The sequence below is a fragment of the Cobetia amphilecti genome, from assembly GCF_032923285.1.
Lineage (GTDB): Bacteria > Pseudomonadota > Gammaproteobacteria > Pseudomonadales > Halomonadaceae > Cobetia > Cobetia amphilecti.
Window position 1 is genome coordinate 3711002 of record NZ_CP136695.1, and the last position, 24132, is coordinate 3735133.

20 protein-coding genes are annotated in these 24132 nt (G+C 64.7%); 14 read left to right on the top strand and 6 right to left on the bottom strand.

Features of this window, described 5'->3' with window-relative positions:
- Positions 1-4: 4 nt before the first annotated feature.
- Positions 5-850, top strand: a complete 846-nt coding sequence (locus R1T44_RS15785) for a M90 family metallopeptidase (RefSeq protein ID WP_317292289.1) — start codon at positions 5-7, stop codon at positions 848-850.
- 242 nt (positions 851-1092) lie between these two features.
- On the opposite strand, the gene R1T44_RS15790 is transcribed toward R1T44_RS15785, so the two are convergent.
- Positions 1093-2016 carry a LysR family transcriptional regulator gene (locus tag R1T44_RS15790; RefSeq protein WP_054555681.1) on the bottom strand — a complete coding sequence of 308 codons (924 nt, stop codon included), beginning with the start codon at positions 2014-2016 and terminating at the stop codon, positions 1093-1095.
- A 199-nt stretch (positions 2017-2215) separates the two neighbouring features.
- On the opposite strand from R1T44_RS15790, the gene R1T44_RS15795 reads away from it, so the two are divergent.
- The 13 genes from R1T44_RS15795 (at position 2216) to R1T44_RS15855 (ending at position 18000) form a co-directional block, all read left to right on the top strand.
- Positions 2216-3448, top strand: a complete 1233-nt coding sequence (locus tag R1T44_RS15795; protein ID WP_284727204.1) for a TauD/TfdA family dioxygenase — start codon at positions 2216-2218, stop codon at positions 3446-3448.
- Between the two features lie 131 nt (positions 3449-3579).
- Positions 3580-4782 carry a GGDEF domain-containing protein gene (locus R1T44_RS15800; protein WP_284727203.1) on the top strand — a complete coding sequence of 401 codons (1203 nt, stop codon included), beginning with the start codon at positions 3580-3582 and terminating at the stop codon, positions 4780-4782.
- A gap of 178 nt (positions 4783-4960) precedes the next feature.
- A complete protein-coding gene (locus R1T44_RS15805) occupies positions 4961-5518 on the top strand; it encodes a lipocalin family protein (RefSeq protein ID WP_284727202.1) in 558 nt (185 codons plus the stop codon).
- Positions 5519-5812: 294 nt separating this feature from the next.
- Positions 5813-6631, top strand: coding sequence for a DUF1338 domain-containing protein (locus tag R1T44_RS15810; protein ID WP_284727201.1), 819 nt, complete (start codon positions 5813-5815; stop codon positions 6629-6631).
- Entirely contained in the window at positions 6628-7650 is a 1023-nt protein-coding gene (locus tag R1T44_RS15815; RefSeq protein WP_192837393.1) for a succinylglutamate desuccinylase, read from the top strand. Before R1T44_RS15810 ends, R1T44_RS15815 begins: the two co-directional genes overlap by 4 nt.
- Before the next feature lie 588 nt (positions 7651-8238).
- Positions 8239-9033 (top strand): ABC transporter ATP-binding protein, encoded by a 795-nt coding sequence (locus R1T44_RS15820; protein ID WP_172978744.1) that lies wholly within the window; start codon positions 8239-8241, stop codon positions 9031-9033.
- 175 nt (positions 9034-9208) lie between these two features.
- Positions 9209-10033, top strand: coding sequence for a transporter substrate-binding domain-containing protein (locus R1T44_RS15825; RefSeq protein ID WP_284727200.1), 825 nt, complete (start codon positions 9209-9211; stop codon positions 10031-10033).
- A 41-nt stretch (positions 10034-10074) separates the two neighbouring features.
- The gene (locus R1T44_RS15830; RefSeq protein ID WP_043334396.1) at positions 10075-10791 is read left to right on the top strand and encodes an ABC transporter permease; all 717 of its coding nucleotides are present in this window, start codon (positions 10075-10077) and stop codon (positions 10789-10791) included.
- Between the two features lie 41 nt (positions 10792-10832).
- Positions 10833-11585 (top strand): ABC transporter permease, encoded by a 753-nt coding sequence (locus tag R1T44_RS15835; protein ID WP_284727238.1) that lies wholly within the window; start codon positions 10833-10835, stop codon positions 11583-11585.
- Positions 11586-11834: 249 nt separating this feature from the next.
- Positions 11835-12599, top strand: coding sequence for a transporter substrate-binding domain-containing protein (locus R1T44_RS15840; RefSeq protein ID WP_153636493.1), 765 nt, complete (start codon positions 11835-11837; stop codon positions 12597-12599).
- A 334-nt stretch (positions 12600-12933) separates the two neighbouring features.
- The gene (locus tag R1T44_RS15845; RefSeq protein WP_284727199.1) at positions 12934-14220 is read left to right on the top strand and encodes an efflux RND transporter periplasmic adaptor subunit; all 1287 of its coding nucleotides are present in this window, start codon (positions 12934-12936) and stop codon (positions 14218-14220) included.
- Positions 14217-17411 carry an efflux RND transporter permease subunit gene (locus R1T44_RS15850; protein ID WP_284727198.1) on the top strand — a complete coding sequence of 1065 codons (3195 nt, stop codon included), beginning with the start codon at positions 14217-14219 and terminating at the stop codon, positions 17409-17411. Before R1T44_RS15845 ends, R1T44_RS15850 begins: the two co-directional genes overlap by 4 nt.
- A 178-nt stretch (positions 17412-17589) precedes the next feature.
- On the top strand, positions 17590-18000 hold the full coding sequence (locus R1T44_RS15855) for a hypothetical protein (RefSeq protein WP_284727197.1): 411 nt from the start codon (positions 17590-17592) through the stop codon (positions 17998-18000).
- 139 nt (positions 18001-18139) lie between these two features.
- Here R1T44_RS15855 and R1T44_RS15860 read toward each other — a convergent pair whose 3' ends face one another.
- The 5 genes from R1T44_RS15860 to R1T44_RS15880 all read right to left on the bottom strand — a co-directional run bounded on the left by R1T44_RS15860 (position 18140) and on the right by R1T44_RS15880 (position 24068).
- Positions 18140-18757 (bottom strand): nucleotidyltransferase family protein, encoded by a 618-nt coding sequence (locus tag R1T44_RS15860; RefSeq protein ID WP_284727196.1) that lies wholly within the window; start codon positions 18755-18757, stop codon positions 18140-18142.
- 32 nt (positions 18758-18789) lie between these two features.
- Positions 18790-19815: an XdhC family protein gene (locus R1T44_RS15865; protein ID WP_284727195.1), complete on the bottom strand. Its 1026-nt coding sequence runs from the start codon at positions 19813-19815 to the stop codon at positions 18790-18792.
- A gap of 103 nt (positions 19816-19918) precedes the next feature.
- Positions 19919-22303, bottom strand: coding sequence for a xanthine dehydrogenase family protein molybdopterin-binding subunit (locus tag R1T44_RS15870; protein WP_284727194.1), 2385 nt, complete (start codon positions 22301-22303; stop codon positions 19919-19921).
- Entirely contained in the window at positions 22290-22883 is a 594-nt protein-coding gene (locus tag R1T44_RS15875) for a (2Fe-2S)-binding protein (RefSeq protein WP_064503317.1), read from the bottom strand. Before R1T44_RS15875 ends, R1T44_RS15870 begins: the two co-directional genes overlap by 14 nt.
- 480 nt (positions 22884-23363) lie before the next feature.
- Positions 23364-24068, bottom strand: a complete 705-nt coding sequence (locus R1T44_RS15880; protein ID WP_284727193.1) for a glutamine amidotransferase-related protein — start codon at positions 24066-24068, stop codon at positions 23364-23366.
- Positions 24069-24132: the final 64 nt, after the last annotated feature.

The window sequence follows — 24132 nt, forward strand, 5'->3', positions numbered from 1 at the left end:
GCCGATGACGCACTGGTGGCAACGGCTGTGGCAGCGCTCCGCTCGCCACGGCCGTGACGGCTCAGCCCCGGACGCCTGCGCTGTCTCGGCCGCTTCCTCCGCTGGCGAGACAGCGCAGGATGACGCGTGGCAGGCAGTCCGCGAGCGCCTGCCGATCCTCGAGGGACTCGACGCCGAGGCACTGGCGCGTCTTGAACGGCGCGCCCGCCATCAGCTGAGCGACTGGAAGCTGACCAGCGCCGAGCCGCTCGCACAGGTCGAGGCGCTGGCGCTGGCTGCCCAGGCGATGCTGCTGCTCAACGGCTGGGCGCATGCCGAGCGCTGGCAGGACGCCGGCGCTCGCGTGCACGAGATCATGCTGCCGCTGCAGGCCATCCGCCGTGAGGTGGAAGAGATGGATGACGCCGGTGTGGTGCATGTCTTCGAGGACACCCGCGCCGGCGAGACCTGGTATCAGGGGCCGGTGGTGGTCACCCAACAGGATCTGGCCGCCAGCGGTGACTGGAGCGGCTTCAACGTGGTGATCCATGAATTCGCCCACAAGCTCGACATGGCCAACGCCACCGATGCCGATGGCTTTCCGCCCCTGCCGCTCCATATCAGCGCGGCGGAGTGGCACGCCACCTTCACTGCCGTGTGGGATGACCTGAGCGCGCGCCTGTCACGCGGTGAGCCGACGCCCATCGATGACTACGCCGCCAGCCACCCCGCCGAATGCTTCGCCGTCTGCTGCGAGTATTTCTTCAGCGCACCGGATGATCTCGATGCGGCCTATCCGGCGCTGTATGCCCTGCTGGAGCGCTTCTTCCAGCAGTCGCCATTGGCGCGCTGCCCGCCGCCTCCCTACTGACCACGACTGACCACGCCTGCCCACGCCTGCCCACGCCTGCCCACGCCTGACCACGCTTGGCAGATCTGACCACACGCTTGGCAGACAAGGCGCCAGCAAGCCGAGGAAATCACGAGAGAGAAAAGATAGCGGTCGCTTACCGTGCCGGGCGCCACCTCAAGATAACGGTATATCACTCGAAAGCGCATCAGCAGTCACGGAACATCGATCAGCAAGGGACGCAAAAGCAACCTCTGCATCGCTCACTGTGGCTCCGCCAATAGATAATCCCAGACACGCTGCGCGGTGGGCCGCATCGGGCGCTGATTGGAGCGCACCAGCCAGAAGTTCTGCTCGGCGGGGATCGTCAGCGCGAAGACCTGCTCCAGCCCGCCGTTGCCGGACGCCAGCCATTGCCGGAAATGGCCTTCATGCACCAGCGCCACCCCCATGCCGAGACGCGCCATTTCCAGCGTCATCACCTGGGTGTCACAGCTGATGGTGGAGGTCGTCTTCTCCAGCCCCAGTTGATCTGCCGCCACCAGCCAGCGCCGCCAGCCCACCGCGAAGCCTGCGGCATGCAGCAGCGTCATGCCGGCCAGGTCCGCTGCCGTGGTCAGCTGTGCGCTCAGCGCCGGACTCGCCACGACGGCCATTCTCTCCTGCCCTGCCCCGACCTGGATCGCCTCCACCTGCGGCCAGTCACCCTGGCCGTAGCGCAGTTCGATATCCACCTGCTCGCCATCGAAGTCGCTCTGCCAGAAGGCACTGACCAGACGCAGCGCGATCTCGGGTTGATCACGGTGGAAGTTCGCCAGCCGCGGCAACAGCCAGGCCTGCTGGCTCATCGGGGTCGCCCGCAGGCTGACCGGCGCGGCGCGCGAGGGGCCGAAGACTTCCAGCGTGCCTTCCTGCAGGCGCTGGAAGCCATCCTGCAGCGCTGGCAGCCAGGCCTGACCGGCCGGCGTCAGATTGAGACTGCGGGCATGACGCACGAACAATGGCTGGCCAAGGCGGTCCTCCAGCTGGCGAATCCGCTGGCTAATGGCCGACTGGGTGACACTCAGCTCCTCGGCGGCACGCGTGAAGCTCATCAGGCGCGCAGCGGCTTCGAAGGCCTGCAACCAGGCCAGCGGCGGCAGGGGGCGCGGCAGGGCATTCGGCGTCGTGGGGGAAGGTTCGTGCATGGCTATCTCGCATCAGAGCATGAAGGTCAATCGCACACATTAGCTCAGCTAAGTCATGGCCGTCATATTTCGCGTTGGCCAGCCGCAATGACGAGGGGGACAATGGTCTCATTCTCGGGTCACGGCTCAGCCATACGACCCAGCCACGCGACACGCATCGGCTCACCTGCTACTGCACACACGACATAGGACGGCGCCCATGGAGACTCTCATCGCATCTGCCCCTGACACCCAAGACACTGAAGCGTCACAGGCACGCCATCAGTGGGACATGAAGGAATACCTGCCCCATCACGAGGGCGCGCCGCTGGTGAAGGCAGACCACGACGAGACCCTGGTGTCACTGGCATGGGCTAGCGGTGAGCAGACCCAACTGCCGCTGATCTGGCTGCGCGACCACTGCGCCTGCGATCTCTGCCGTCATCCGCAGACCTTCGAGCGCACCTTCATGCTGATGGACGATGCGGCCCTGACGGTGCATCAGATGCGTGTCGAGCAAGGCAATCTCGTCGTCGTCTGGCAGGACGGCCATACCAGCCGCTTCGATGCCGGCTGGTTGCTGCAACGTCGTCCGAGTGATGCGCCGCCGGCCACGCCGGTCCCCGCAAGCCAGGCCTGGCAGCAGGGCCATGAACCTCATGTCACCGCCTTTGCCGATTACATGGCCGGTGGGCAGGCGCGCCTGGGCTGGCTGGAAGCGCTGTGCCGCGACGGCTTCGCGATTCTGGATGCCGGCCCGACGGCAGGCGGCGAGATCGACCAGGTGGCCGCGACCATCGGCCCGATCCGCGCGACCAACTTCGGCGGCCGTTTCGAGGTCTTCTCCAAGCAGGCGCCCAACAACGCCGCCTACACGCCGATCGCACTGGAACTGCACACCGACCTGCCCAACTGGCGTCAGCCGCCGGACATCCAGATGCTCTACTGCCTGGCCAATGAGGCCGAAGGCGGTGACTCCATCTTCGGAGACGGCATGGCGGTCGCCGAAGCCCTGCGCGAGCGGGACCCGCAGGCCTTCAGTCTGCTGGCCGAGACCCCGGTGGACTTCCGCTTTGCCGACGAGACCACCGACCTGGTGGTGCGCGAGCCGGTGATCCATCTGGATGCCAACGACAAGGTCATCGAGGTGCGCTTCAACAACTGGATCCGCGACAGCCTGCGCCTGCCGCTGGAACAGATGCAGGCCTGGTACAGCGCCTATCGCCAGTACTGGAGCATCCTGCGGGAACCGGCCTTCCGCCTGCATCTCAAGCTGGAAGCCGGCCAGATGGTGGCCTTCGACAACCGCCGCGTGATGCACGGCCGCAAGTCCTTCGACCCGACGACCGGCCGCCGCCACCTGCAGGGCTGTTATGTGGATTACGACATGGTGGAATCCGCGCTGCGCGTCACGGCGCGCCAGCTGGCCGGTGCCAACCTCACTCAGTCGTGAGCACGAAAGTCCTCATGCCGCGGAGTGCTTGAAATAGCGTTGAACCGCACGCAAAGGTTGCGACGGTTCCTCCAGGGCATACCACGCAAGGCAGTGGCATCCTGAGAGTCTGGCAACTCAGGTATCGCCCCATGAATCCCATGACACTCTGCTTTGCGGATGACACCCTGGAACGACGCTATCGGCGTCGACAGATCGAGACCTCACACAAGCTCAGCCGGATCACCATCCCGCTGAGCTGTCTGCTGTTCGCGTCCTATGGGCTGATCGAGCTCAGTCTGCTGGAGCACTACGAGCCCTACCTGCTGCTGCGCACCAGCGTTCTGATCGGCGTGTTGGGCCTGTTCCTGCTGTCACGCCTCCCGCGTTTCCGACACCACGTCAACGGCATCCTGTGCCTGGCCTCGCTGGTGGCAGCGCTGGGGACGCTGGCGATGTTCCATGTGGGGGACGGTCACGCCGGAGAGCACCTGGTGGAGAGCCACGCCGCCGGACAGCATGAGGACGAGCATGGTGACTTCCCGGTCTATTTCGTCGCCCTGTTGCTGGTGGTCTTCTGGACCTACACCCTGCTGGGACTGCAGTTCATCTATGCCATGGGCTGCGGACTGCTGATATGGATGGGCTGCACCGTCAGCTGCGCGCTGATGCATCTTGGCTCCGATACACTAGTGGAGGTCAACGAAGTCTTCTTCATGATGGCCGTCAATATGCTGGCAGGCCTGAGCGCCTACTCGCGCGAGCGCCAGAGCCGACAACTCTTCCTGCATGAATGCCATATCACCGGCGAGCGGGACGATCTGCGCGACCACGCGATGTGCGACTCGCTCACCGGGCTGCTCAACCGGCGCGCCCTGCTGACACGCCTCGACCAGATACTCGACATCCAGACTCCCGGCACGGTGCAGGCCGCGTTGTTCATCGATCTCGATGGCTTCAAGCCGGTCAATGACCGCCACGGCCATGCCATCGGCGATGAGGTGCTGCGCATCACCGGCGAGCGCCTGGGCAATACCCTGCGCGGCAACGATATCGTCGGTCGCCTGGGGGGCGATGAATTTCTGGTGCTGATCAGCCGTGAGGGCAACGGCCGCAAGGGCCCGGAGCAGCTGGCGGAACGTCTGATCGACGCCATCAGCCGTCCCATCACGCTGGAAGTGGATGGCGAGCCGCTGATCATCGCCGTCAGCGCCAGCATCGGCATCAGCCTGTTCCCCTTCTCGGGCGCCACGCCGGAAACGGTCATCGCGCGCGCCGACAGCGCCATGTACGAGGCCAAGCAACGTGGTCGGGGCGTCGTCGTCACCGGCAATCCGCTCCGCCTGGTACTGTGACGATCGACGACCGACGACCGACGTCTTGAGCATGTCGCCGCGTCACCCTCCCTCTTGAGACAGCGGCAGACGCCCCAATGAGACAAGGATGCCGTTTCGTCCTTTTCCTCATGACCCGCATCACGCCAGGACGCCCCACGACTCATCAATGGGGCGTCCTGGCGCATGGAGCCTGCCAATGACACGCCTGCCGCATCTTGCCTTCTCTCTGATCGGTCTCGGTCTCCTCGGCGGCTGCGCCGGAGTCCCGTCCGGCACCCAGCCCGTCGAGAACTTCGAGCTCGAACGTTACTACGGCGAATGGCACGAGATCGCCCGACTGCCCAACAGCTTCGAGGAAGGCCTGAGCTGCGTCAGCGCCGATTACTCGCCCCGCGAGGACGGCGGCGTGCGCGTCATCAATCGCGGCTACAACGCCGAGCAAGGGCAATGGAGCCAGGCCGAAGGTCGCGCCTACTTCACTCAGGGCAGCGAGACGGCGGCCCTCAAGGTCAGCTTCTTCGGCCCCTTCTATGGCGGTTACAACGTGCTGGCGCTGGATGACGACTATCAGTGGTCGCTGGTGGCCGGCGCCGATCGCGACTACCTGTGGATACTGGCGCGTGAGCCACAGCTGGATGACGCCACCTACCAGGCGCTGGTCGAGCAGGCCGCCGAGCTCGGCTTCGCGACCGACGCGCTGATCAAGGTCGAACAGGGCGATGCCTGCCCCTCTCCTGATGACACCGAACGCTGACACCGAACGCTGACACCGATAGCTGACACCGAACCCGGTCCCAGGACCCAAGGGCCGAGACCTGACACCAAGGTCTAAACCGGCGCGTGACGTTTATATGGTGCGGACAGCCGCTTTCATCCAACCGACCTCGCATCTTGTCACGCGCGCGTGGCTCGCCAATGGTGAGCTGACAATCTTCCGGGGTAGCGCCTCGCCGAGTGCGCTGCCCTGATGCCAATCGTTTGATGCTGTCGCCCAGTGCCAGTGACGCCTCGCTGCACTGGGCAACTCAGTTCAGAGGGAGCCCGTGCCATGGATATCCAGCAGTTCTTCAGCGCCCTGTGGCATGACTACGTCGCCATGACGCCCCAGGCCCAAAAGATCCAGGATGCCTTCATCGCTGACGGCGAGACAATCGTCAACGACCACGTCGCCTTCCGCACCTTCGATCGCGGGCCGATCACCCTGAGCGCGCTGGAACCTCACCTGCTGGCGCTGGGCTATACCCGCTTCGCGCCCTATGATTTCCGCGAGAAGAAGCTGCGCGCCTTCGGCTATCTGCCGCCGTCACCCGACATGCCGCGCGTCTTCCTCTCCGAGCTGAAATGCCACGAGCTGTCCGAGCGCGCCCAGGCGATCATCGATGGCCTGGTCAGCCAGATCTCGCCGGATGCCGCCACCCAGCCCTCCGTGCTGTGGTCGGGCCGCCTGTGGAAAGCGCCCAGCTTCGAGCAGTATCAGCGCCTGATGGAAGAGAGCGAGTATGCGGCCTGGCTGTCGATCATCGGCCTGCGCGCCAACCACTTCACCATCAGCGTCAACGCGCTCAGCCATCACGACACCCTCGACAAGGTGCTGACGCGCGTCGAGTCGCTTGGCCTTGGCATCAATCCGGCCGGAGGGCGCATCAAGGGCTCGCCCGAGGTGCTGCTGGAGCAGGCCTCCACCCTCGCCGACCGCCAGACCTTCACCTTCGCCGGTGGCGAGGAGCATGAGATCTCCACCTGCTACTACGAATTCGCGCGCCGCTACCCCGATGCCGATGGCGAGCTGTATCAGGGCTTCGTGGCGGCCAGCGCCGACAAGATCTTCGAATCCACCAATGTTCGCCAGGAGCCGACTGCCTCGTGATTGCCGACTGGCTAGACCTGACACTCGAAGGCCACGCCAGCGCCCGTGGCATGGGCCGTATTCCCGGCGGTCGCTATGAGATCGTCGCGCCCGGCGTGCTGGAGATCACCCCCGACGTCACGGGGCCCAAGGCGCGCCCGTGCGTGATCTCCGCCGGCATCCACGGCAACGAGACCGCCCCCATCGAGCTGCTCGGTGAGCTGATCGCGGGCCTGGAGAGCGGCCATCTGATCGTCGGGGCGCCGCTGTTGCTGATTCTGGGCAACCTGCCCGCCATCCGCAGTGGCGAGCGTTTCATCACCACCAATCTCAATCGACTGTTCAAGCGCGCCGAGGCCAGTGTCACGGGCAACGACTGTCCGTCCGATGATGAGCCGGCGCGCGCGCGTCAGCTGATGGCGGCAGTGGACACCTTCTATGCCCGCTTCCCGCTGGCCGAGGGCACGCGCCGCCTGCACTACGACATGCACACCGCCATCCGCGACAGCCTCTATCCACGCTTCGCGGTGGTGCCCTTCAGTGATGGCGACGCCATCAGCGCATCGCAGTGGCCGATATTGAGCGCCGCCGGCATTCAGGCCGTGCTGCACCAGCATCAGCACAGCTGGACCTTCTCGCACTATTCGCGCCACTACCATGATGCTGACGCCTTCACGCTGGAGCTGGGCCAGGTTCGCCCGTTCGGCGCCAACGACATGGCGGCGCTCGCACCGATGAAAGCCCTGCTCGCGGCGCTGGCGACCGGCACGGCTCCCGCCGAAGCGGACCCGGAGGCCATCGACTACTTCACGGTGGAAGTGGAACTGATGCGTCAGTCAGCCGACTTCACGCTGTGCTTCAGCGAGGATGTCGCCAACTTCACCGCCTTCGCCCCCGGCAGCGTGGTGGCCGAAGACGCCGCTGCTGGCCCCTGCATCATCGGCGATACGCCACTGCGGGTGGTGTTCCCCAACGCGAAGGTGGAGATAGGCGCCCGCGCCGCCCTGCTGCTGGCCGAGAGCTCGACACCGACAGACTGAGTCACCAGACACTGAACAAACCGGCACTGAGCCACAAGCGCCGGCGTTCTGCCCGCCCATCCCCCTCAGGGCGCAGCACGATGCCGGCGCGATTGCACTGACGAAAGCCTTACTACAACGACAACAGGCGACCTTGATCATGAAGACTCCTCCCCCACGGCCGGACGGCATCCGCGTGCGTCCTTGCAGGCTCCACCAAAGTCGTAACATTCCTCCACGCCAGATAGCGGTGAACCCTGCGTTGAGCTGGTAGAATCGGCCCCCTTTCCCGTCCACGACATGCAAGCACAGGCATTTTTCGCCTGTTGTAGACGGTCACTGGCAGCGAGAACGACGATCAATCGGACTGATCGTGAGGAACTGGCCATGCCCCTGACGGCATTCTCCGCCACTCCTCCCGTGCCACGCCTTGCCGCCTCATCACGTCTGCGTCGTGCAAGTCAGCGAGCGGCAGTGAAAGGCAGTGCCAGGCAGCCGTGCCATGTCGGCAACGAACCTGTATCCCGAGCCCGACCGCCCCGCGGCGGACTCGTGGCGTGTCATTGCCCCCAGGGCTGGCAACGTCCGGATTGGAGTAACTGCATGACCATGAGATCTTCCGTGGCCGAGAGCCCGAGCAGCGACGCGCTGCCTCTCGAGGTCCGCAACATCACCAAGTCCTTCGGCACCAATCAGGTGCTCAAGGGCTTGTCACTGCAAGCACGCAAGGGCGATGTCATCACCCTGATCGGCGCGTCCGGTTCCGGCAAGAGCACCTTTCTGCGCTGCATGAACCTGCTGGAGCAGCCGGACGGCGGCGACATCTTCGTGCATGGCGAGCAGATCGGCTTCAAGGAAAGCCGCCGTGGCCGTGAACCGATGGACTGGCGTCAGGTCGAGCGCATGCGCGCGCGCCTGTCGATGGTGTTCCAGGGCTTCAACCTGTGGTCGCACATGACGCTGCTGGAAAATGTCATCGAGGCGCCGATCCACGTGCTCGGCAAGCCGAAGAAGGAAGCCATCGCCCACGCACGCAGTCTGCTGGACCGCGTCGGCCTGCTCGAGCGCGCCGACTACTATCCGGCGCAGATGTCCGGTGGCCAGCAGCAGCGCGGCGCCATCGCACGCGCACTGGCGATGGAGCCGGAGGTGATGCTGTTCGACGAGCCGACCTCGGCCCTCGACCCGGAACTGGTCGGTGACGTGCTCAAGGTCATGCGAGACCTGGCCGAGGAAGGCCGCACCATGGTGGTGGTGACCCACGAGATGAGCTTCGCGCGTGATGTCTCGAGCCAGGTGGTCTACCTGCATCAAGGACTGGTCGAGGAAGCCGGCAAGCCGGAAGACGTGCTGGGCAATCCCCAGTCGGAGCGCCTCAAGCAGTTCCTGGCGCCCAAGTACTGAGCAAGCGCCCTGATCGCCAGTACTGATGAATGGCCCTTGGCCCATCGCTGAGCCTACCGCTCGGCCTGTGGCACATCCCGGCACGGTGATCCCGTGACCGGCACATGATTCAGCACCGCGAGCGCCACGCCAACGGCAAGCCTCGAGGTGTCCAAGACTTCAGGAATGACAAGTAATGAAACAGTTCGCGACACGTGCCCTGCTGGGTATCACCCTCGGCCTCTCCACCTTCGCCATCACCACCAGCGCCGCCCAGGCGGCCGATGTGCCGGACCCGCTGCGCCTGGGCATCGACGTGCCCTACGCGCCCTTCGGCTACAAGTTGCCCAGCGGTGAGCTGACCGGTTTCGAGATCGAACTGGGCAACGCCATCTGCGCCCAGCTCGCCACTCACTGCGAATGGACCGAGCAGGACTTCGACGGCATCATCCCGGGCCTGATGGCGCGCAAGTACGACGTCATCATGTCGGCGCTGACCATCAATCCGGAGCGTGAGCGTCAGGTGCTGTTCTCCGAACCCTACTTCACGCCGCCGTCCGGCTGGTTCGTCAAGGCGGACAGCCTGCTGGCGGGCGCGGATACCCTGGATGCCGAGGCGCTCGCGGGCAAGGTGATCGGGGTGCAGCGCGGCAACCTGCAGGATCACTACGTCACCGACCTCTACGGCCGCACGGCAGAAGTGCGCCGCTACACCAAGCTCGATGACCTGGTGCTGGACATGGACAGCGGCCGCGTCGATGTCGCCTTCCTGGACCTGCCGGTCGGTCAGGACACCCTGGTCAACGCCAATGACGGCAACTTCGTCAACACCGGCAGCGCCATCAGCGAGCCGAAGAAGTACTTCGGCGACGGCTTCGGCATCGCCATGAAGAAGCGCGACCGCGACCTCAAGAAGGCCATCGATGGTGCCCTGGAAGCGCTCAAGGCCGATGGCACGCTCAAGCGTCTCAACGACAAGTACTTCGCCAGCGCCGCCACTGCGTCCGACAACCACCAGTAAGCCGCTGAACGGGTTATTCGGCGCTTCACGGGAGATTTCCCATGATTGACCTACAAGGCTACGGGCCCAGCCTGCTGGAAGGTGCCTGGGTCACGGTGCAGCTGGCCGTGCTGGCCCAGCTGCTGGCCATCGCGCTGGGGCTATTGACGGCGACGGCCAAGATGTCGCGCTCCACGCCTCTGCGCTGGCTCGCGACGCTCTACACCACCATCATCCGCGGCGTGCCCGATATCGTGCTGATGCTGCTGCTGTTCTTCGGCGGCCAGATCGGCATCAACATGGTCACCGACTGGCTGTACGACAGCTACGACATCGACGTCTTCGTCAATGTCGATGAGTTCACTGCCGGCGTCGTCACCATCGGCTTCATCTTCGGTGCCTACATGGGCGAGACCTTCCGTGGCGCCTTCATGGCGGTGGATGCCGGGCAGATCGAGGCCGGGCGCGCCTATGGCATGAACGACTGGAAGGTCTTCAAGCGCATCCGCTTCCCGCTGATGATGCGCCACGCCCTGCCGGGGCTGGGCAACAACTGGATGGTACTGCTCAAGACCACCGCCCTGGTGTCGGTGATCGGGCTGGTCGACATGGTGCGTGTCGCCAGTGAGGCTGCCAAGGCGACCCACGAGCCCTTCACCTTCCTGTTGCCGGTCGCGGCGGGCTATCTGCTGATCGCCACCGTGTCCGAATGGGGGCTGGCACGTCTCAAGAAGCGCTATAACGCCGGATTCGGGGAGGCCAGCGCATGGAACAACTGAATGATGCAGGCCCCTCAGGCGTCATCGCCCAGCTGGGTCAGATGCTCGAGGATGCGCTGAGCGACAACTACATCTTCACCGCGACCACCCTGTGGCACTACTGGGAAGGGCTGGTCACCACCGTGCAGCTGGTGTGTCTGGCGCTGCTCATCGGCCTGATACTGGCCGTGCCGCTGGCGATCATGCGCGGCTCGCGTCGTCGCTGGGTGAAGATGCCGGTCTATCTCTACACCTACGTCTTCCGCGGCACGCCGCTGCTGATCCAGCTCTATCTGATCTACTACGGCGTGGTGTTCTTCGATGGCTTCGACATCTCGCTGGGCGTGACCAGCGTGCATGTGCCCAGCATCCAGGAGACCTGGCTGTGGGATTACTTCCGTGATCCCTTCGTGCCGGCGCTGCTGGCCTTCGTGCTCAATACCGCGGCCTACACCACCGAGATCTTCCACGGTGCCATCCAGTCGACCCCCAAGGGCGAGATGGAGGCAGCGCGTGCCTACGGCATGTCACGCGCCAGGATGATGCGTCGCATCATTCTGCCCAGTGCCTTCCGACGCGCCCTGCCGGCCTACGGCAATGAAGTCATCTTCATGCTGCATGCCAGTGCCATCTGCAGCGTGGTGACGCTTCTGGACCTCACTGGCGCCGCGCGTGACATCTACGCACGCTTCTACGCGCCCTTCGAGGCCTTCCTGTTCGTCGCCGCCATCTACCTGTGTCTGACCTTCACCATCATTGCCATATTCCGGCAACTGGAGAAACGCCTGCTGGCGCACTTGAAACCGTTAAGCTGAACGTCAAAAGCGCCCTTTGTAGGGCGCTTTTTTTATATCAGGATATAACGGCAGGAATTCATCTCGTTTAACGACCGTTTGAATTTGTCCATTGACCCTCTTCACCACAGCCTCGGTCTGGGCTAGTGTGGAGCCACTGGCATGACACGCCCCCTTATGTCCGCGGCTCAGACGGCTGGTGTTCAGGAGGGAGTGTCTGATGCCACTGATCAGCCAGTATGACCAACAACAATGATGGATGGGACTGACATGAAGAAGCTTCTGGGAATCTCCCTGCTGGGTGCAGCATTGATGGCCGGTGGCGCTCAGGCGGCCGAATCGCTGCGCATCGGCGTCGACGTGCCCTACGAGCCGATGGAATACAAGACGCCCGATGGTGAGCTGACCGGTTTCGATATCGAACTGGGCAATGCCATCTGCGCGAAGATCAACCGCGACTGCGAGTGGGTCATCCAGGCGTGGGACGGCATCATTCCCGGCCTGATGGCGCGCAAGTACGACGCCATCATGTCCTCGATGACCATCAATGAGGAACGCCGCGAGAAGGTGCTGTTCTCCGACACCTACATCACCCCGCCGTCCGCCTGGTTCGCCCCGTCCGACAGCGAGCTGAGCGCCACCTCCCAGGAAGCCCTGGCTGACAAGGCCATCGGCGTGCAGCGCGGCACCCTGCAGGACAACTACGTCACCGATCTCTACGGCAAGAATGCCGAGGTCAAGCGCTACACCACCGCCGATGACCTGGTGCTGGACATGGAAGCGGGTCGCCTCGATATCGCCTTCCTCGACTTCCCGGTCGGCAAGTCCACCCTGATCGACGGCGGCAACGGCAACTACAAGGCCGTCGGTGAAGTGGTCACCGAGCCCAAGAAGTACTTCGGCGACGGCTTCGGTATCGCCATGCGCAAGCGTGACAAGGACCTGGCCGAGCAGATCAACGGCGCCCTGGCAGAGCTGAAGGCCGATGGCACCTACGACACCATCCATACCAAGTACTTCGGCGAGAAGCAGTAAGTTCGACTCAAGCGGCATGCCAGCCATGTCGTGATGTCTGCGCCATGAGATGAGCGGCAATAGACACAAGTGACATGTTCGACAACAAACCCCGTTGGCATCTGCCGCGGGGTTTTTGCGTTGAGGCAGTGTTCAGTGACATTCAGCCACCTGTCTTGTGACAACCCTGTCACGACCTGAACAGGGCCAATCGCTCAAGCGCATCACGTGGAAAGCATGCCATCTACACAATTGGTGCAATTTCAGCATCAAAGCAGTGTGTCTGATGGGACTTATCGATAATGCGCAGTCTCTCTAGGATGCCGGGCAACTCCTTCTGCAACGGTAGATTCCCATGTCGAGACTGAACTCACGTCCGGCGCGCCTTTCTCGTATCGCTTCTTCCCTGCTGCTGACCCTCGGCGGCCTGCTGACGCTCAGCGCCTGCAGTGAAGGCAGTGGTGAAGCGAACGACAGCGCGCAACAGACGCCCCCCACGATGGAAGTCGTCGCTGCCATCTCGCAGCCGGTGGCGGCCTGGCACACCTATACCACGCGCCTGGAATCTCCCCAGCGCGTACAACTGCGCCCACGCGTGAGCGGCGAAGTCGAAGAAGTGCTGTTCACCGAAGGTAGCCAGGTAAGCGCCGGCACGCCGCTGGTACGTCTTGATCAGCGCCCCTTCAAGGCCGAGGTTCAGCGTCTGGAAGCGGAAGTCGCACGCATCAAGGCTGAGCTGGCCAATGCCCGCAGCGAGTCCGGTCGCGCCGCCAGTCTGGTCAAGCGCAACCTGATCTCCCGCGAGGAAGCCGATTCGCGCAGCACTACCGCCACCGGTCTCAATGCACAGCTCAAGGGCGCCATCGCCCAGCTCGAGCGTGCCCGTCTGGATCTGGACTACGCCACCATCCGCGCCCCGATCGATGGTCGCCTGTCCAATGCGCGCATCACGCGTGGCAACACCGTGCAGGCTGGCCAGAGCGTGCTGACCACGCTGGTCGAGACCCGCCAGCTGGACGCCTATATCGACATCAGCGAGCTGACCTGGAACCAGGACTTCGCGAACGTCAGCGCCGATGACCACCTGCCGGTCGAACTGCAGCTGGCCGGTCAGCAGGATTTCCCCTTCCACGGTGAGCTCGACTTCATCGACAACAGCGTCGATATCGATACCGGCACCCTGCGGATCGGCACCACCTTCAGCGCCGATGATGCCGCCCTGCGTCCGGGCGCCTTTGCACGCCTGCGTCTCGCCTCGCCCGAGATCCGTGATGCCGTGCTGATTCCGGAACGCGCCATCGGCACCGATCTGGACCGTCAGTTCGTGCTGGTGGTCGCCGAGGACAACACCCTCGCCTACCGCGGCATCACCACCGGCCCGCGCTTCGGCCCCCTGCGTGCCGTCACCGATGGCCTGGCCGCCGGTGACCGCGTGCTGGCCGCGGGGCCTGCCAAGGCAGGTCCGGGCATGCCGATCACCCCCAAGCTGGTCGAGATGCCCGATGACGGTGCCCTCAAGGCACTCGCCGCGCGTATCTCGCGCCTGCAGCAGCAGACCGCCCAGCCGCTGGATCAGCACAACGATCAGGACGCCGCGACACTGGCCGAGGCTGACCGTCAGGCAGCCGGAGGCCGTTCGTGAATATCTCCAGCTTCTTCATCAAGCGCCCGGTCTTCGCCGCGGTGCTGTCGATCCTGATCGTCATCGGCGGCTTGCTGTCGCTGTTCAAGCTGCCCATCTCCGAGTATCCCGAAGTCGTGCCACCCACCGTGGTGGTGCGCGCCAACTATCCGGGCGCCAACCCGGAGGTCATCGGCTCCACCGTGGCCACGCCGCTGGAGCAGGAGATCACCGGCGTCGAAGGCATGCTGTACATGGATTCCCAGGCGACCTCCGATGGCAATCTGACCCTGACCGCGACCTTCGCGCTGGGCACCGATCTGGACAAGGCCCAGGTCCAGGTGCAGAACCGCGTGGCTCGCGCCACGCCGCGTCTGCCGCAGGAAGTGCAGCAACTCGGCATCACCACCGAGAAGGCCTCGCCCAATCTGACGATGGTGGTCCACCTGACATCCCCGGATGGCCGCTATGACCAGCTGTGGCTGTCCAACTATGCGCGCCTGAACCTGAAGGACAATCTCGCCCGTCTCGAGGGGGTCGGTGACGTGCAGCTGTTCGGTGCCGGCGAGTACTCGATGCGCGTGTGGCTCGACCCGGACGCCGTGGCGGCGCGGGGCCTGTCTGCCGGTGACATCATCAGTGCCCTGCGGGCCCAGAATCAGCAGGTCGCCGCCGGTTCCGTCGGTGCCCAGCCCTCGCCTGACGACAACCAGTTCCAGCGTCTTCTCAATGTACGTGGCCGTCTGGAAAGCACCGAGGAATTCGAGAACATCGTCATCCGTGTCGATGAAGACGGTCGCCTGATACGCCTGAAGGATGTCGCGCGTGTCGAACTGGGCGCCGACAGCTATTCGCTGCGCGCGCAGCTGGATGGCAAGGATGCCGTGGCGATGCCGATCTTCCAGCGTCCCGGTTCGAATGCCATCGCACTGTCGGATTCCGTACGTGAGCGCATGAGTGAGATGTCCGACGCCTTCCCGGATGGCGTCAGCTACGACATCGTCTACGACCCGACGGTCTTCGTGCGCGGCTCCATCGAGGCGGTCATCGACACCCTGTTCGAGGCCATCCTGCTGGTGGTGATCGTGGTGATCCTGTTCCTGCAGACCTGGCGGGCCTCGATCATCCCGCTGATCGCGGTGCCGGTCTCGCTGATCGGGACGTTTGCGGTCATGCAGCTGATGGGAGTGTCGATCAATACGCTGTCGCTGTTCGGGCTGGTGCTCGCCATCGGTATCGTCGTCGATGACGCCATCGTGGTGGTGGAGAATGTCGAGCGCAACATCGAGCTGGGTCACTCACCCATCGAGGCCACCCAGATCGCCATGCGTGAGGTGACCGGCCCGATCATCGCCATCGCGCTGGTGCTGACGGCGGTATTCGTGCCGACGGCCTTCATCAGCGGCCTGAGCGGTCAGTTCTACAAGCAGTTCGCGCTGACCATCACCATCTCGACGCTCATCTCGGCCTTCAACTCGCTGACGCTGTCACCGGCGCTGTCGGCTCTGCTGCTCAAGCCCCACGGTGCCAAGCCTGACTGGCTGACCCGCGTCATCGATGGCCTGTTCGGTCGCTGGCTGTTCGCGCCGTTCAACCGCGCCTTCAATGCGATGGCCAACGGCTATACCGGCCTGATCAAGAAACTGCTGCGCTTCGGTGTCATCGTCGGCCTGCTGTATGTCGTACTGCTCGGCGCCACCGGCAAGCTGTTCGACAGCGTGCCCGGCGGCTTCATCCCGGGGCAGGACAAGCAGTACCTGGTCGCGATGGCCCAGCTGCCGGACGCCGCCAGCCTCGACCGCACCTCCGAGGTCATCGACGAGATGCAGGCGCTGGCGCTGGACACACTGGGCGTGGCGCACACCGTGGCCTTCCCGGGGCTCTCCGTGAACGGCTTCGTCAATGCCTCCAACTCCGGCATCGTGTTCGCGACCCTGGCGGACTTCGATGAGCGACAGTCGCCCGAGCTTTCCGGTCAGGCGATCGCCGCTCAGCTGAACCAGAAATTCGCGGGGATCGACGAGGCCTTCGTCGCCGTCTTCCCGCCGCCACCGATTCTGGGCCTGGGCACTACGGGGGGCTTCAAGTTGCAGCTGCAGGACCGTGGCAACAAGGGCTTCGATGAGCTGTTCTCCGCCGTGCAGACCATCACCGCCAAGGGCAATGCTGACCCGCGCCTGAGCAGTGTCTACTCCAGCTTCCGCATCCAGGTGCCGCAGTACGACATCGATCTGGATCGCGAGCAGGCGATGATCATGGGCGTGCCGGTGGAACGTGCCTTCGAGACTCTGCAGGTGTACATGGGCTCGCTGTACGTCAATGACTTCAACCGCTTCGGGCGTACCTATCAGGTGCGCGCCCAGGCCGAGCAGTCGGCGCGTCTCGACCCGGATGACATCCGCAACCTCAAGGTGCGCAGCGACAACGGCCGCATGATTCCGCTGGGCAGCTTCGTCAAGGTGACACCGACCACCGGCCCGGACCGCGTGATGCACTACAACACCTTCGTCAGCGCCGATATCAGCGGCTCGCCGGCGCCGGGTGTCTCCAGTGATCAGGCCAAGGCCGCCATCGAGGAAGTGCTGGCCGACAACCTGCCACAGGGCATCGGCTACGAGTGGACGGAGGTGACCTACCAGCAGGTACTGGCCGGCAACACCATGATCTACATCTTCCCGCTGGTGGTATTGCTGGTATTCCTGGTGCTGGCCGCCCAGTACGAGAGCTGGTCGCTGCCGCTGGCGATCATCCTGATCGTGCCGATGACACTGCTGTCGGCGCTGGCCGGTGTCTGGCTGACGGGGGGCGACAACAACATCTTCACGCGCATCGGCTTGATCGTGCTGGTGGCGCTGGCGTGCAAGAACGCGATCCTGCTGGTCGAGTTCGCTCGTGAGCAGCAACATGCTGGCCAGAGTCGTCTGGACGCCGTGCTGACGGCCTGTCGCCTGCGTCTGCGCCCCATCCTGATGACGTCGGTGGCCTTCACCGCGGGCGTGGTGCCGCTGGTACTGGCCACCGGTGCCGGCAGCGAGATGCGTCAGGCGATGGGCGTGGCGGTGTTCTCCGGCATGATCGGCGTCACCGTGTTCGGCCTGCTGCTGACACCGCTGTTCTATGTCGGTATCCGCCGCCTGGTCGAGAAACGTGAGGCGCATCAGGACACTGCCATGCCGGACAGCAATGGCGAGTCAGGCCGCCACAGTCATTGATACGACCACTCTCCCGAGAGATCGAGAACAGGCAAACGCCACGGGGCGTCGCGGCTTCAGCAACCGTTGAAGCATTGACTCCCCGTTGGCAACACTGCCATTCCGTTCGTGGCATGTTTACTGCTCACGACTCTCGGCATAATGCCCATCAATATTTACCCACTCGGGAGCAGGTGCCATGTACGCCGATACCTTCAATGATCTGGCCCTCGAGGCCGAACTCGAAAACTTCGCGCACCGCTGGTTCTCCATGCTCAACCGCATGGCGCCTGCTCTCGAACTGGCGGAACTGCTGGGCGAGGAGGCTTCCATCCAGCTGCTGGATGAAACCCTGACCGGCAGCGAGTACCTGGCCAACTGGGAGCAGCGTCGCAGCGAGCTGCTGGTCAATGGCCATGCACTCGGCTGGGTGCGTGCGCAGCGCAACAGCCTCGACAGCGCCACCCTGCGCATGGGCGGAGAGCACCGTGCCGCCATGCGCGATGGCAGCGTGTTGCACACGCACTTCGACGCCGAGTGGGTGCTCGACCTGAGCTGGGGCGAGCCGCGTATCCAGAGCATCAAGCTGCTGGATATGCGCACGCTGTAACGCGATAGGCAGACAGCAAAAGGCCCCGTCACTCCAGGGTGACGGGGCCTTTTGCTGTCTGGGAGCCTGTTTCCAGCGCACGTGACTTCTTTCAGTTTCAGCCTCTGAGTCTCAGTCCCTCTGTCTAAGCCCCTCTGTCTCAGTCTCTGAGCTTCAGCATCACAGGCGTGTCGATGTCGTGATGGATACCGACATCACCGACTGCCACCTCACGCAGCGCCTCGCGATGTCGCGTGATCACCTCACGCGCGCCCTCGCCGCCCTCAAGTGTCGCAAGCTCTGCCCACAGCGCCCGCCCGAACAGCACCGGGTGCCCGGGCCTGCTGTCCTCGCCTTCAAGCCTCGGTCGCACGATATGCACGCCATCTGCCTGGGCCTCGGCCTGAAGGACATGAAAGGTCTGCGCCGTGATCTGCGCCATGTCCGCCAGCCACACTGCTGCCACCTGCACATGCGCCAATGCCGCTTCACCACTGAGCTGACGGAAGGCATCGCCGAGACTGGCACCGAGGCCATTGCCCGCCTGCGGCGCACGCCAGATTCGCCCGGCATGCTCACACGCGAACGCCTCTCCCAGCAATGCGACGGGATCGTCGTCCTCACGCAGCAGCAGACGCCAGTCCACCTCACAGGACATGACCCGCGACAGCGTCGCCATCAGCAGTGTCTGGCCATCCGCCAGACGCGCCTGACGCTTGTCACTGCCGAAGCGGCGACTCTGCCCCGCGGCCATGACCAGGATGATCGACTCATTCATGGCCGACCTCCCTGACTGCCCCCTGAGCGGTTTCACAGGCTCTCGCGAGCGCGGCCACGGCGGATGCGCACGATATCGGCCATCACCGCCAGCGCGATCTCGGCCGGTGTCTTGCTGCCCAGATTCAGCCCGATCGGCATCACGATGCGCGCAATCTCCTCGGCGCTGAGCCCACCGCTGCGTGCCAGCCGCTCGGCGCGCGCCGTTGAGGTACGCAGCGAGCCCATCACGCCGATATAGAACGCGGGCTGGCGTACCGCCTCGATCATCGCCAGATCATCGATACGCGGGTCGTGGGTCAGCGCGACCACGGCGGTGGCGGCATGACAGCCGCCGGCGGCGATGAAACGTGACGGCAACTCACGGCGCAGGCTGACGCCCTCGAGCGGCGCCTTGCGAGCATCCCAGTCGGCCAGCACTTCCTCGCGTGGCTCACAGATGATCACCTCGAAGCCGAGGCTGACGGCGAAGGCGGCGCAGGCTTCCGCTACCGGCGAGAGGCCCGCCAGCAGCAGACGCGCCACCGGCCCGACCCGCAGCTGATAGCCGCACGCCTCACCCGCGTGGCCCTTGAGTGGTTCGACCCGCTCCCCCAGCCCGCTGTCGTGCTGAAGCGTACGCGCGCCATCTCCCTCCAGCATCACCTGCCGCAGACGCGGCGTCTGGCCCTCGAGTGCCGCGCGCAGCGCCTCGAGATGCGCGATGTCCGCGTCACAGGCCGTGAAGCGCTCGACCAGTACGTCGAGAATGCCGCCACACGGCAAGGCGATCCCCGCGCCCTGATGGCCGCCCTCGCCATAGCGGATCACCTGGGCGGGCGCGGTGAATTCCCCGTCAGCCAGGCGCGCTAGGAAGTCCTCCTCGACACAGCCGCCGGACAGCGAACCACGATGCTGTCCATCGGCACGCGCCACCAGCCAGGTGCCCGGCTCACGCGGTGAGGAGCCGAAGGTGGCCAGCACCGTGCACAGCCAGATCGGGCCCGCGGATGGCTCGCCATCTGCGGGTGCCAGCCAGTCGATCGCCTGATGGATCACTTCAAGATCAAGGTATTGCATCAATAATCTCTCATATCAGAAGCCTGCGCCCGGTCTGAAGACACGAAACCCGCCACCCGGGCATGCCGGAGTGGCGGGTATCAGAGGCATTCACCGGGGAGGATCAGGCCTCGCTGAGCGCGGCCTTGAGCGCCGCCGGACGCATCGGCAGGTCACGCAGGCGCACGCCGACCGCATGCTGAATGGCGTTGGCGATCGCCGGTGCGACCACCGTGGTGCCCGGCTCGCCGAGACCGACAGGCATCTCGGTGCTGTCGACGAATTCGAGATCCATCTGCGGCACCTGATGCATGCGCAGCGGCTGGTAGGCGCCCAGATTCTGCGCCACCGGGCCGCCCTCGCGGTATTCGGTGCCTTCGTGCATCGCCATCGAGACGCCCCACAGGAGCGAGCCTTCCAGCTGTGCCATGGCGCCATCCGGATGCGCCAGCGTACCGGCATCGACCACGCTGGTCAGCTTCTCGAGCTTGACCTCGCCGGTGGCGCGATCGACCTTGACCCGTGCCACGCAGGCCACCCAGGTCGGCATGCTGCGTTCCTGACCGAAGCTCAGAGCCACACCCATGCCGGTGTCTGCCGGCAGGCTGTCGCGCTCGCTCCAGCCGGACTTCTCCATCACGCGCTTGAGCACGTTGCGCAGACGCTCGGCACCGCCGGTGCTGACCGGCGCCTTGCCGGCGTTGCGGCCTTCGGCGTCCAGCAGTGCGAGACGGAATTCGGCCGGGTCCTGCTCGGCCGCCAGCGCCAGCTCATCGATATGCTGTTCGACCGCCCACAGCGTCCAGCCCGGTGCGACGGAGCGCAGGTAGCCGGGCACGAAGGCCTCGTGGGCGACCTTGTTCTGCTGCGCCCAGACACGCTGGGTGCCGACGTTGTACCAGTGGTCCGCGCCGCTGATGGAGAAGGAGTCCAGCTTGCCGCCACCTTCAATGGCTTCTGCCATGAAGGCCGGCATCAGGGCTGCCGTCGGCCAGCCGGCGGCGGCGGCGTGCTCGGAGGCCACGACATGCCCCTCGGCATCGAGACCGGAACGCAGGCGCTGCACCGAGGGCGAGCGCACGCAATCGAAGCGGCTGTCATCCGGGCGCGTGAAGATCATCTTCACCGGACGCCCCACGGCCTTGGAGGCCAGCGCGGCCGGCACGGCGTAGTCACCGTGCAGACGACGGCCGAAACCACCGCCCAGATACAGCTGGTGATGGGTGACCTTGCCTTCCTCGAGCTCCAGCGCCTTGGTGACCAGCGAGGTCAGCAGGGACTGCTGCTGGTTGCCGCAGTGGATGTGCCAGTGGCCATCCTCTTCGTAGGCCAGCGCATTGGCCGGTTCCAGCGTGAAGTGCAGCACGCTTGAGGTGGTGAAGGTGGATTCCACCGTGGTGGCGGCATTCTCGAGCAGCGGCGCGGGATCGCCCTGATCCACCAGCAGCGAGCCATTGTCGCGGCTCGGCGAGCTGACCAGACGCTGGCCCTCGGCCTGGATCGCCGTCTCGTCGACCTGGTAGCTGTCGCCCTTGCTCCACTCGACCTTGAGCAGATCGGTGGCGCGCATCGCCGCCGAGAAGTTGTCGGCGATGACCGCAAGCCAGCCCTGGCAGATGCCGGACGGGTCCTTGAGCTCGATGGTCTGGCGATAGCCGATGACCTTGCGGGCCTCGCTGTCATCGACGGCGGTGACCTTGCAGCCGAAGCGGCTCGGCGGCATCACCGGACGCGCATGCAATGTCTTGCCGACACGCGCCTCGATCTCTGCCGGCAGGGTGTAGTCGATGCCGTAGACGGCCTGACCGTTGGTCTTGGGCGGCACGTCCAGCGCGTTGCCCCTGGTGCCCAGCACGCGACGCTCGGAGGCCGGCTTGAGCTCGATGGCCGCAAGCTCCTCCTCGGAGAAGCTGCGCTCCAGCCCCGCCGCGACGATCTCGCCATAGCTCAGCGACTGATCGCCACTGATGACGCGACCCTTGCGCGCCTTGCAGCTCTCGACCGCCACGCCCATCTGCTGAGCGCCCGCCTCGATCAGCGCGATACGTCCCGCCGCGCCGGCCTGTGACAGCGGCTGGTAGCTCTGGTGAACCGACCAGCTGCCGCCGGTGATCATGTAGCCCCACTTGGGGGCGCTGTCGACGTAATCGACCTTGACGCTGTCCCAGTCGGCCTCAAGCTCCTCGACCACCAGACGCGCGAGGCTGGTGGCGACGTGCTGGCCCATCTCGGACTTGGTGATATGCACGGTGACGGTGCCATCAGTGGCGATGGCGTACCACATGGTCGGCTCGAAGGCGCCGGCGGACAGCGTCTCGCTGGCCGAACCCTTGCCGTCTGCCCCGGCGGCCAGCGCCGCGCCGGACACGCCGAAGGCCAGCATGGTGGAACCCGCCACACTGCCGATCAGGAAGCCACGCCGCGTGATACCGCCGCGGCTCGAGGAAGTCTTGTGCGCGGCAGCAAGCTCGCGCTGATGCGCGGCCAGCTTGTCATCAAACCTTGCCATGAGACGTCTCCTCGACAGCAGAATGGGATACGGTGCCTGCCGTGGCACGCGGATCGAAGGTGCCGACGCCGGCAGTCGCGGCCGTGGCGTCGGTCTGCTGACCGCTCACCTGGCTGGTGGCACGCTCATTGGCGATGGTGGCGGCACGCTTCACTGCGCGATGGATGCGCACGTAGGCCATGCAGCGACACAGGTTGCCGGCCATGGCGGCGGTGACCTGCTCATCGGTGGGGTCGGGCGTGTTCTTGAGGAAGTCGGCGGCCTGCATGATCTGGCCGGACTGGCAGTAACCGCACTGCGGCACCTGCTCCTCGACCCAGGCCTGCTGCAGCGGGTGGTCATCGTTCTCGGCCAGCCCCTCGATGGTGACGATGTCACCACCTTCGGCGGCCAGAACCGGCAGGACACAGGTACGCGCCGCTGTGCCGTTCAGGTGCACGGTACAGGCGCCGCACTGGGCGATGCCGCAACCGAACTTGGTGCCGGTCAGACCCAGGTGCTCACGCAGCACCCATAACAGCGGGGTTTGCGGATCGACCTCGAGACTGACGGCCTTGCCGTTCAGAGTGAAGTTGGCCAAGGGGCTTCTCCTCAGGAGCATGAAGCAGGGACAGGATTGAGATACAGAGCTGGGATACAGAGCGGTGCGACGGCACGACTCGACATGGCGTCAGTAGACTGACGCTGCGTGTGTCCGGTGTCAGGGGGCGAACGGCACGTTGCATGTCGGGCAGGCTGCGCGATTGTCATACCCCGAATGGCGAAATTCTACAGGTCACGACTCAGCACCATGGTGCCAAACGGGAAACAGTGTAGTGTCGCGAGACCGGGGCATGTCACCAGGCCGGGATATGGCACCCGCCATGGTAAACAGCGCATGTGACATGCATGACAGTATAGCGTTTCGCGGGGGGCGATCGGCAGTGGATTCCACGCAAGCCGGGCACGATTCGTCACCGATGCCTGGCGGCGCCTGATAGCTGACAGTCCCTGCCGACGCCTGATGGCTGCTGTCGGTTCCTGACGGCTCGTGAAAAAAGCGCCCTGCGCTGGTCAGGCCTCAACGCCAGTGGCGAATGAAGGCCAGCATCCATTGCGTCATCACGGCGCTGTCTGGTGCGACACTCAGGGAGGCTTCGCCCTCGCGCACGCGATGTTCGCCGATCTGTTCGCGACGCAACCTCATCAGGTCACGTGAATAGGCGGGGCTGAACTCGGGATGCCCCTGCACGCCGAGGCAGCTGCCCACCTCGATCAGATAGAAGGCGCAGAAGGCGCTGTCCGCCAGCACCCGGGCATCGGCAGGCAGGACACTGACCTGATCCTGATGGCTGACGATGAGATCCAGCCCCGTTTGCGGCGGTTGCATCCAGGGGCGTTGCGCACGGACACGATTGAACGACAGGCCGACACCCCAGCCGCGCGCATGCTTCTCCACCTCGCCCCCCAAGGCCCTGGCGATCACCTGATGGCCGAAGCAGACACCGACCAGCGGCAGCTTTGCCGCATGCACGCGCCGGACGAACTCGCACAGTGTCGTGATCCAGGCGAGCCCATCATTGACGCCATGTTTTGACCCCGTGATCAGCCAGCCATCGCAGGCATCCAGCTGCTCGGGAAACTCGCCATCCAGGCAGCGCCAGACGCTGAGCCGGATATCCGGGTCGCTGCGCGTGAGCAGGGCCTGGAACATGGCGGGATAGTTGCCGTGCCGCTCGATGAGGGCCGGATTCACGTCATCGCATTGCAGCAGACCGATATGCATCACTACCTCCTGAGGTGGCGGGGTTGGCGACGTCCGCGCCACGACCGCGGCACGACCGTACATG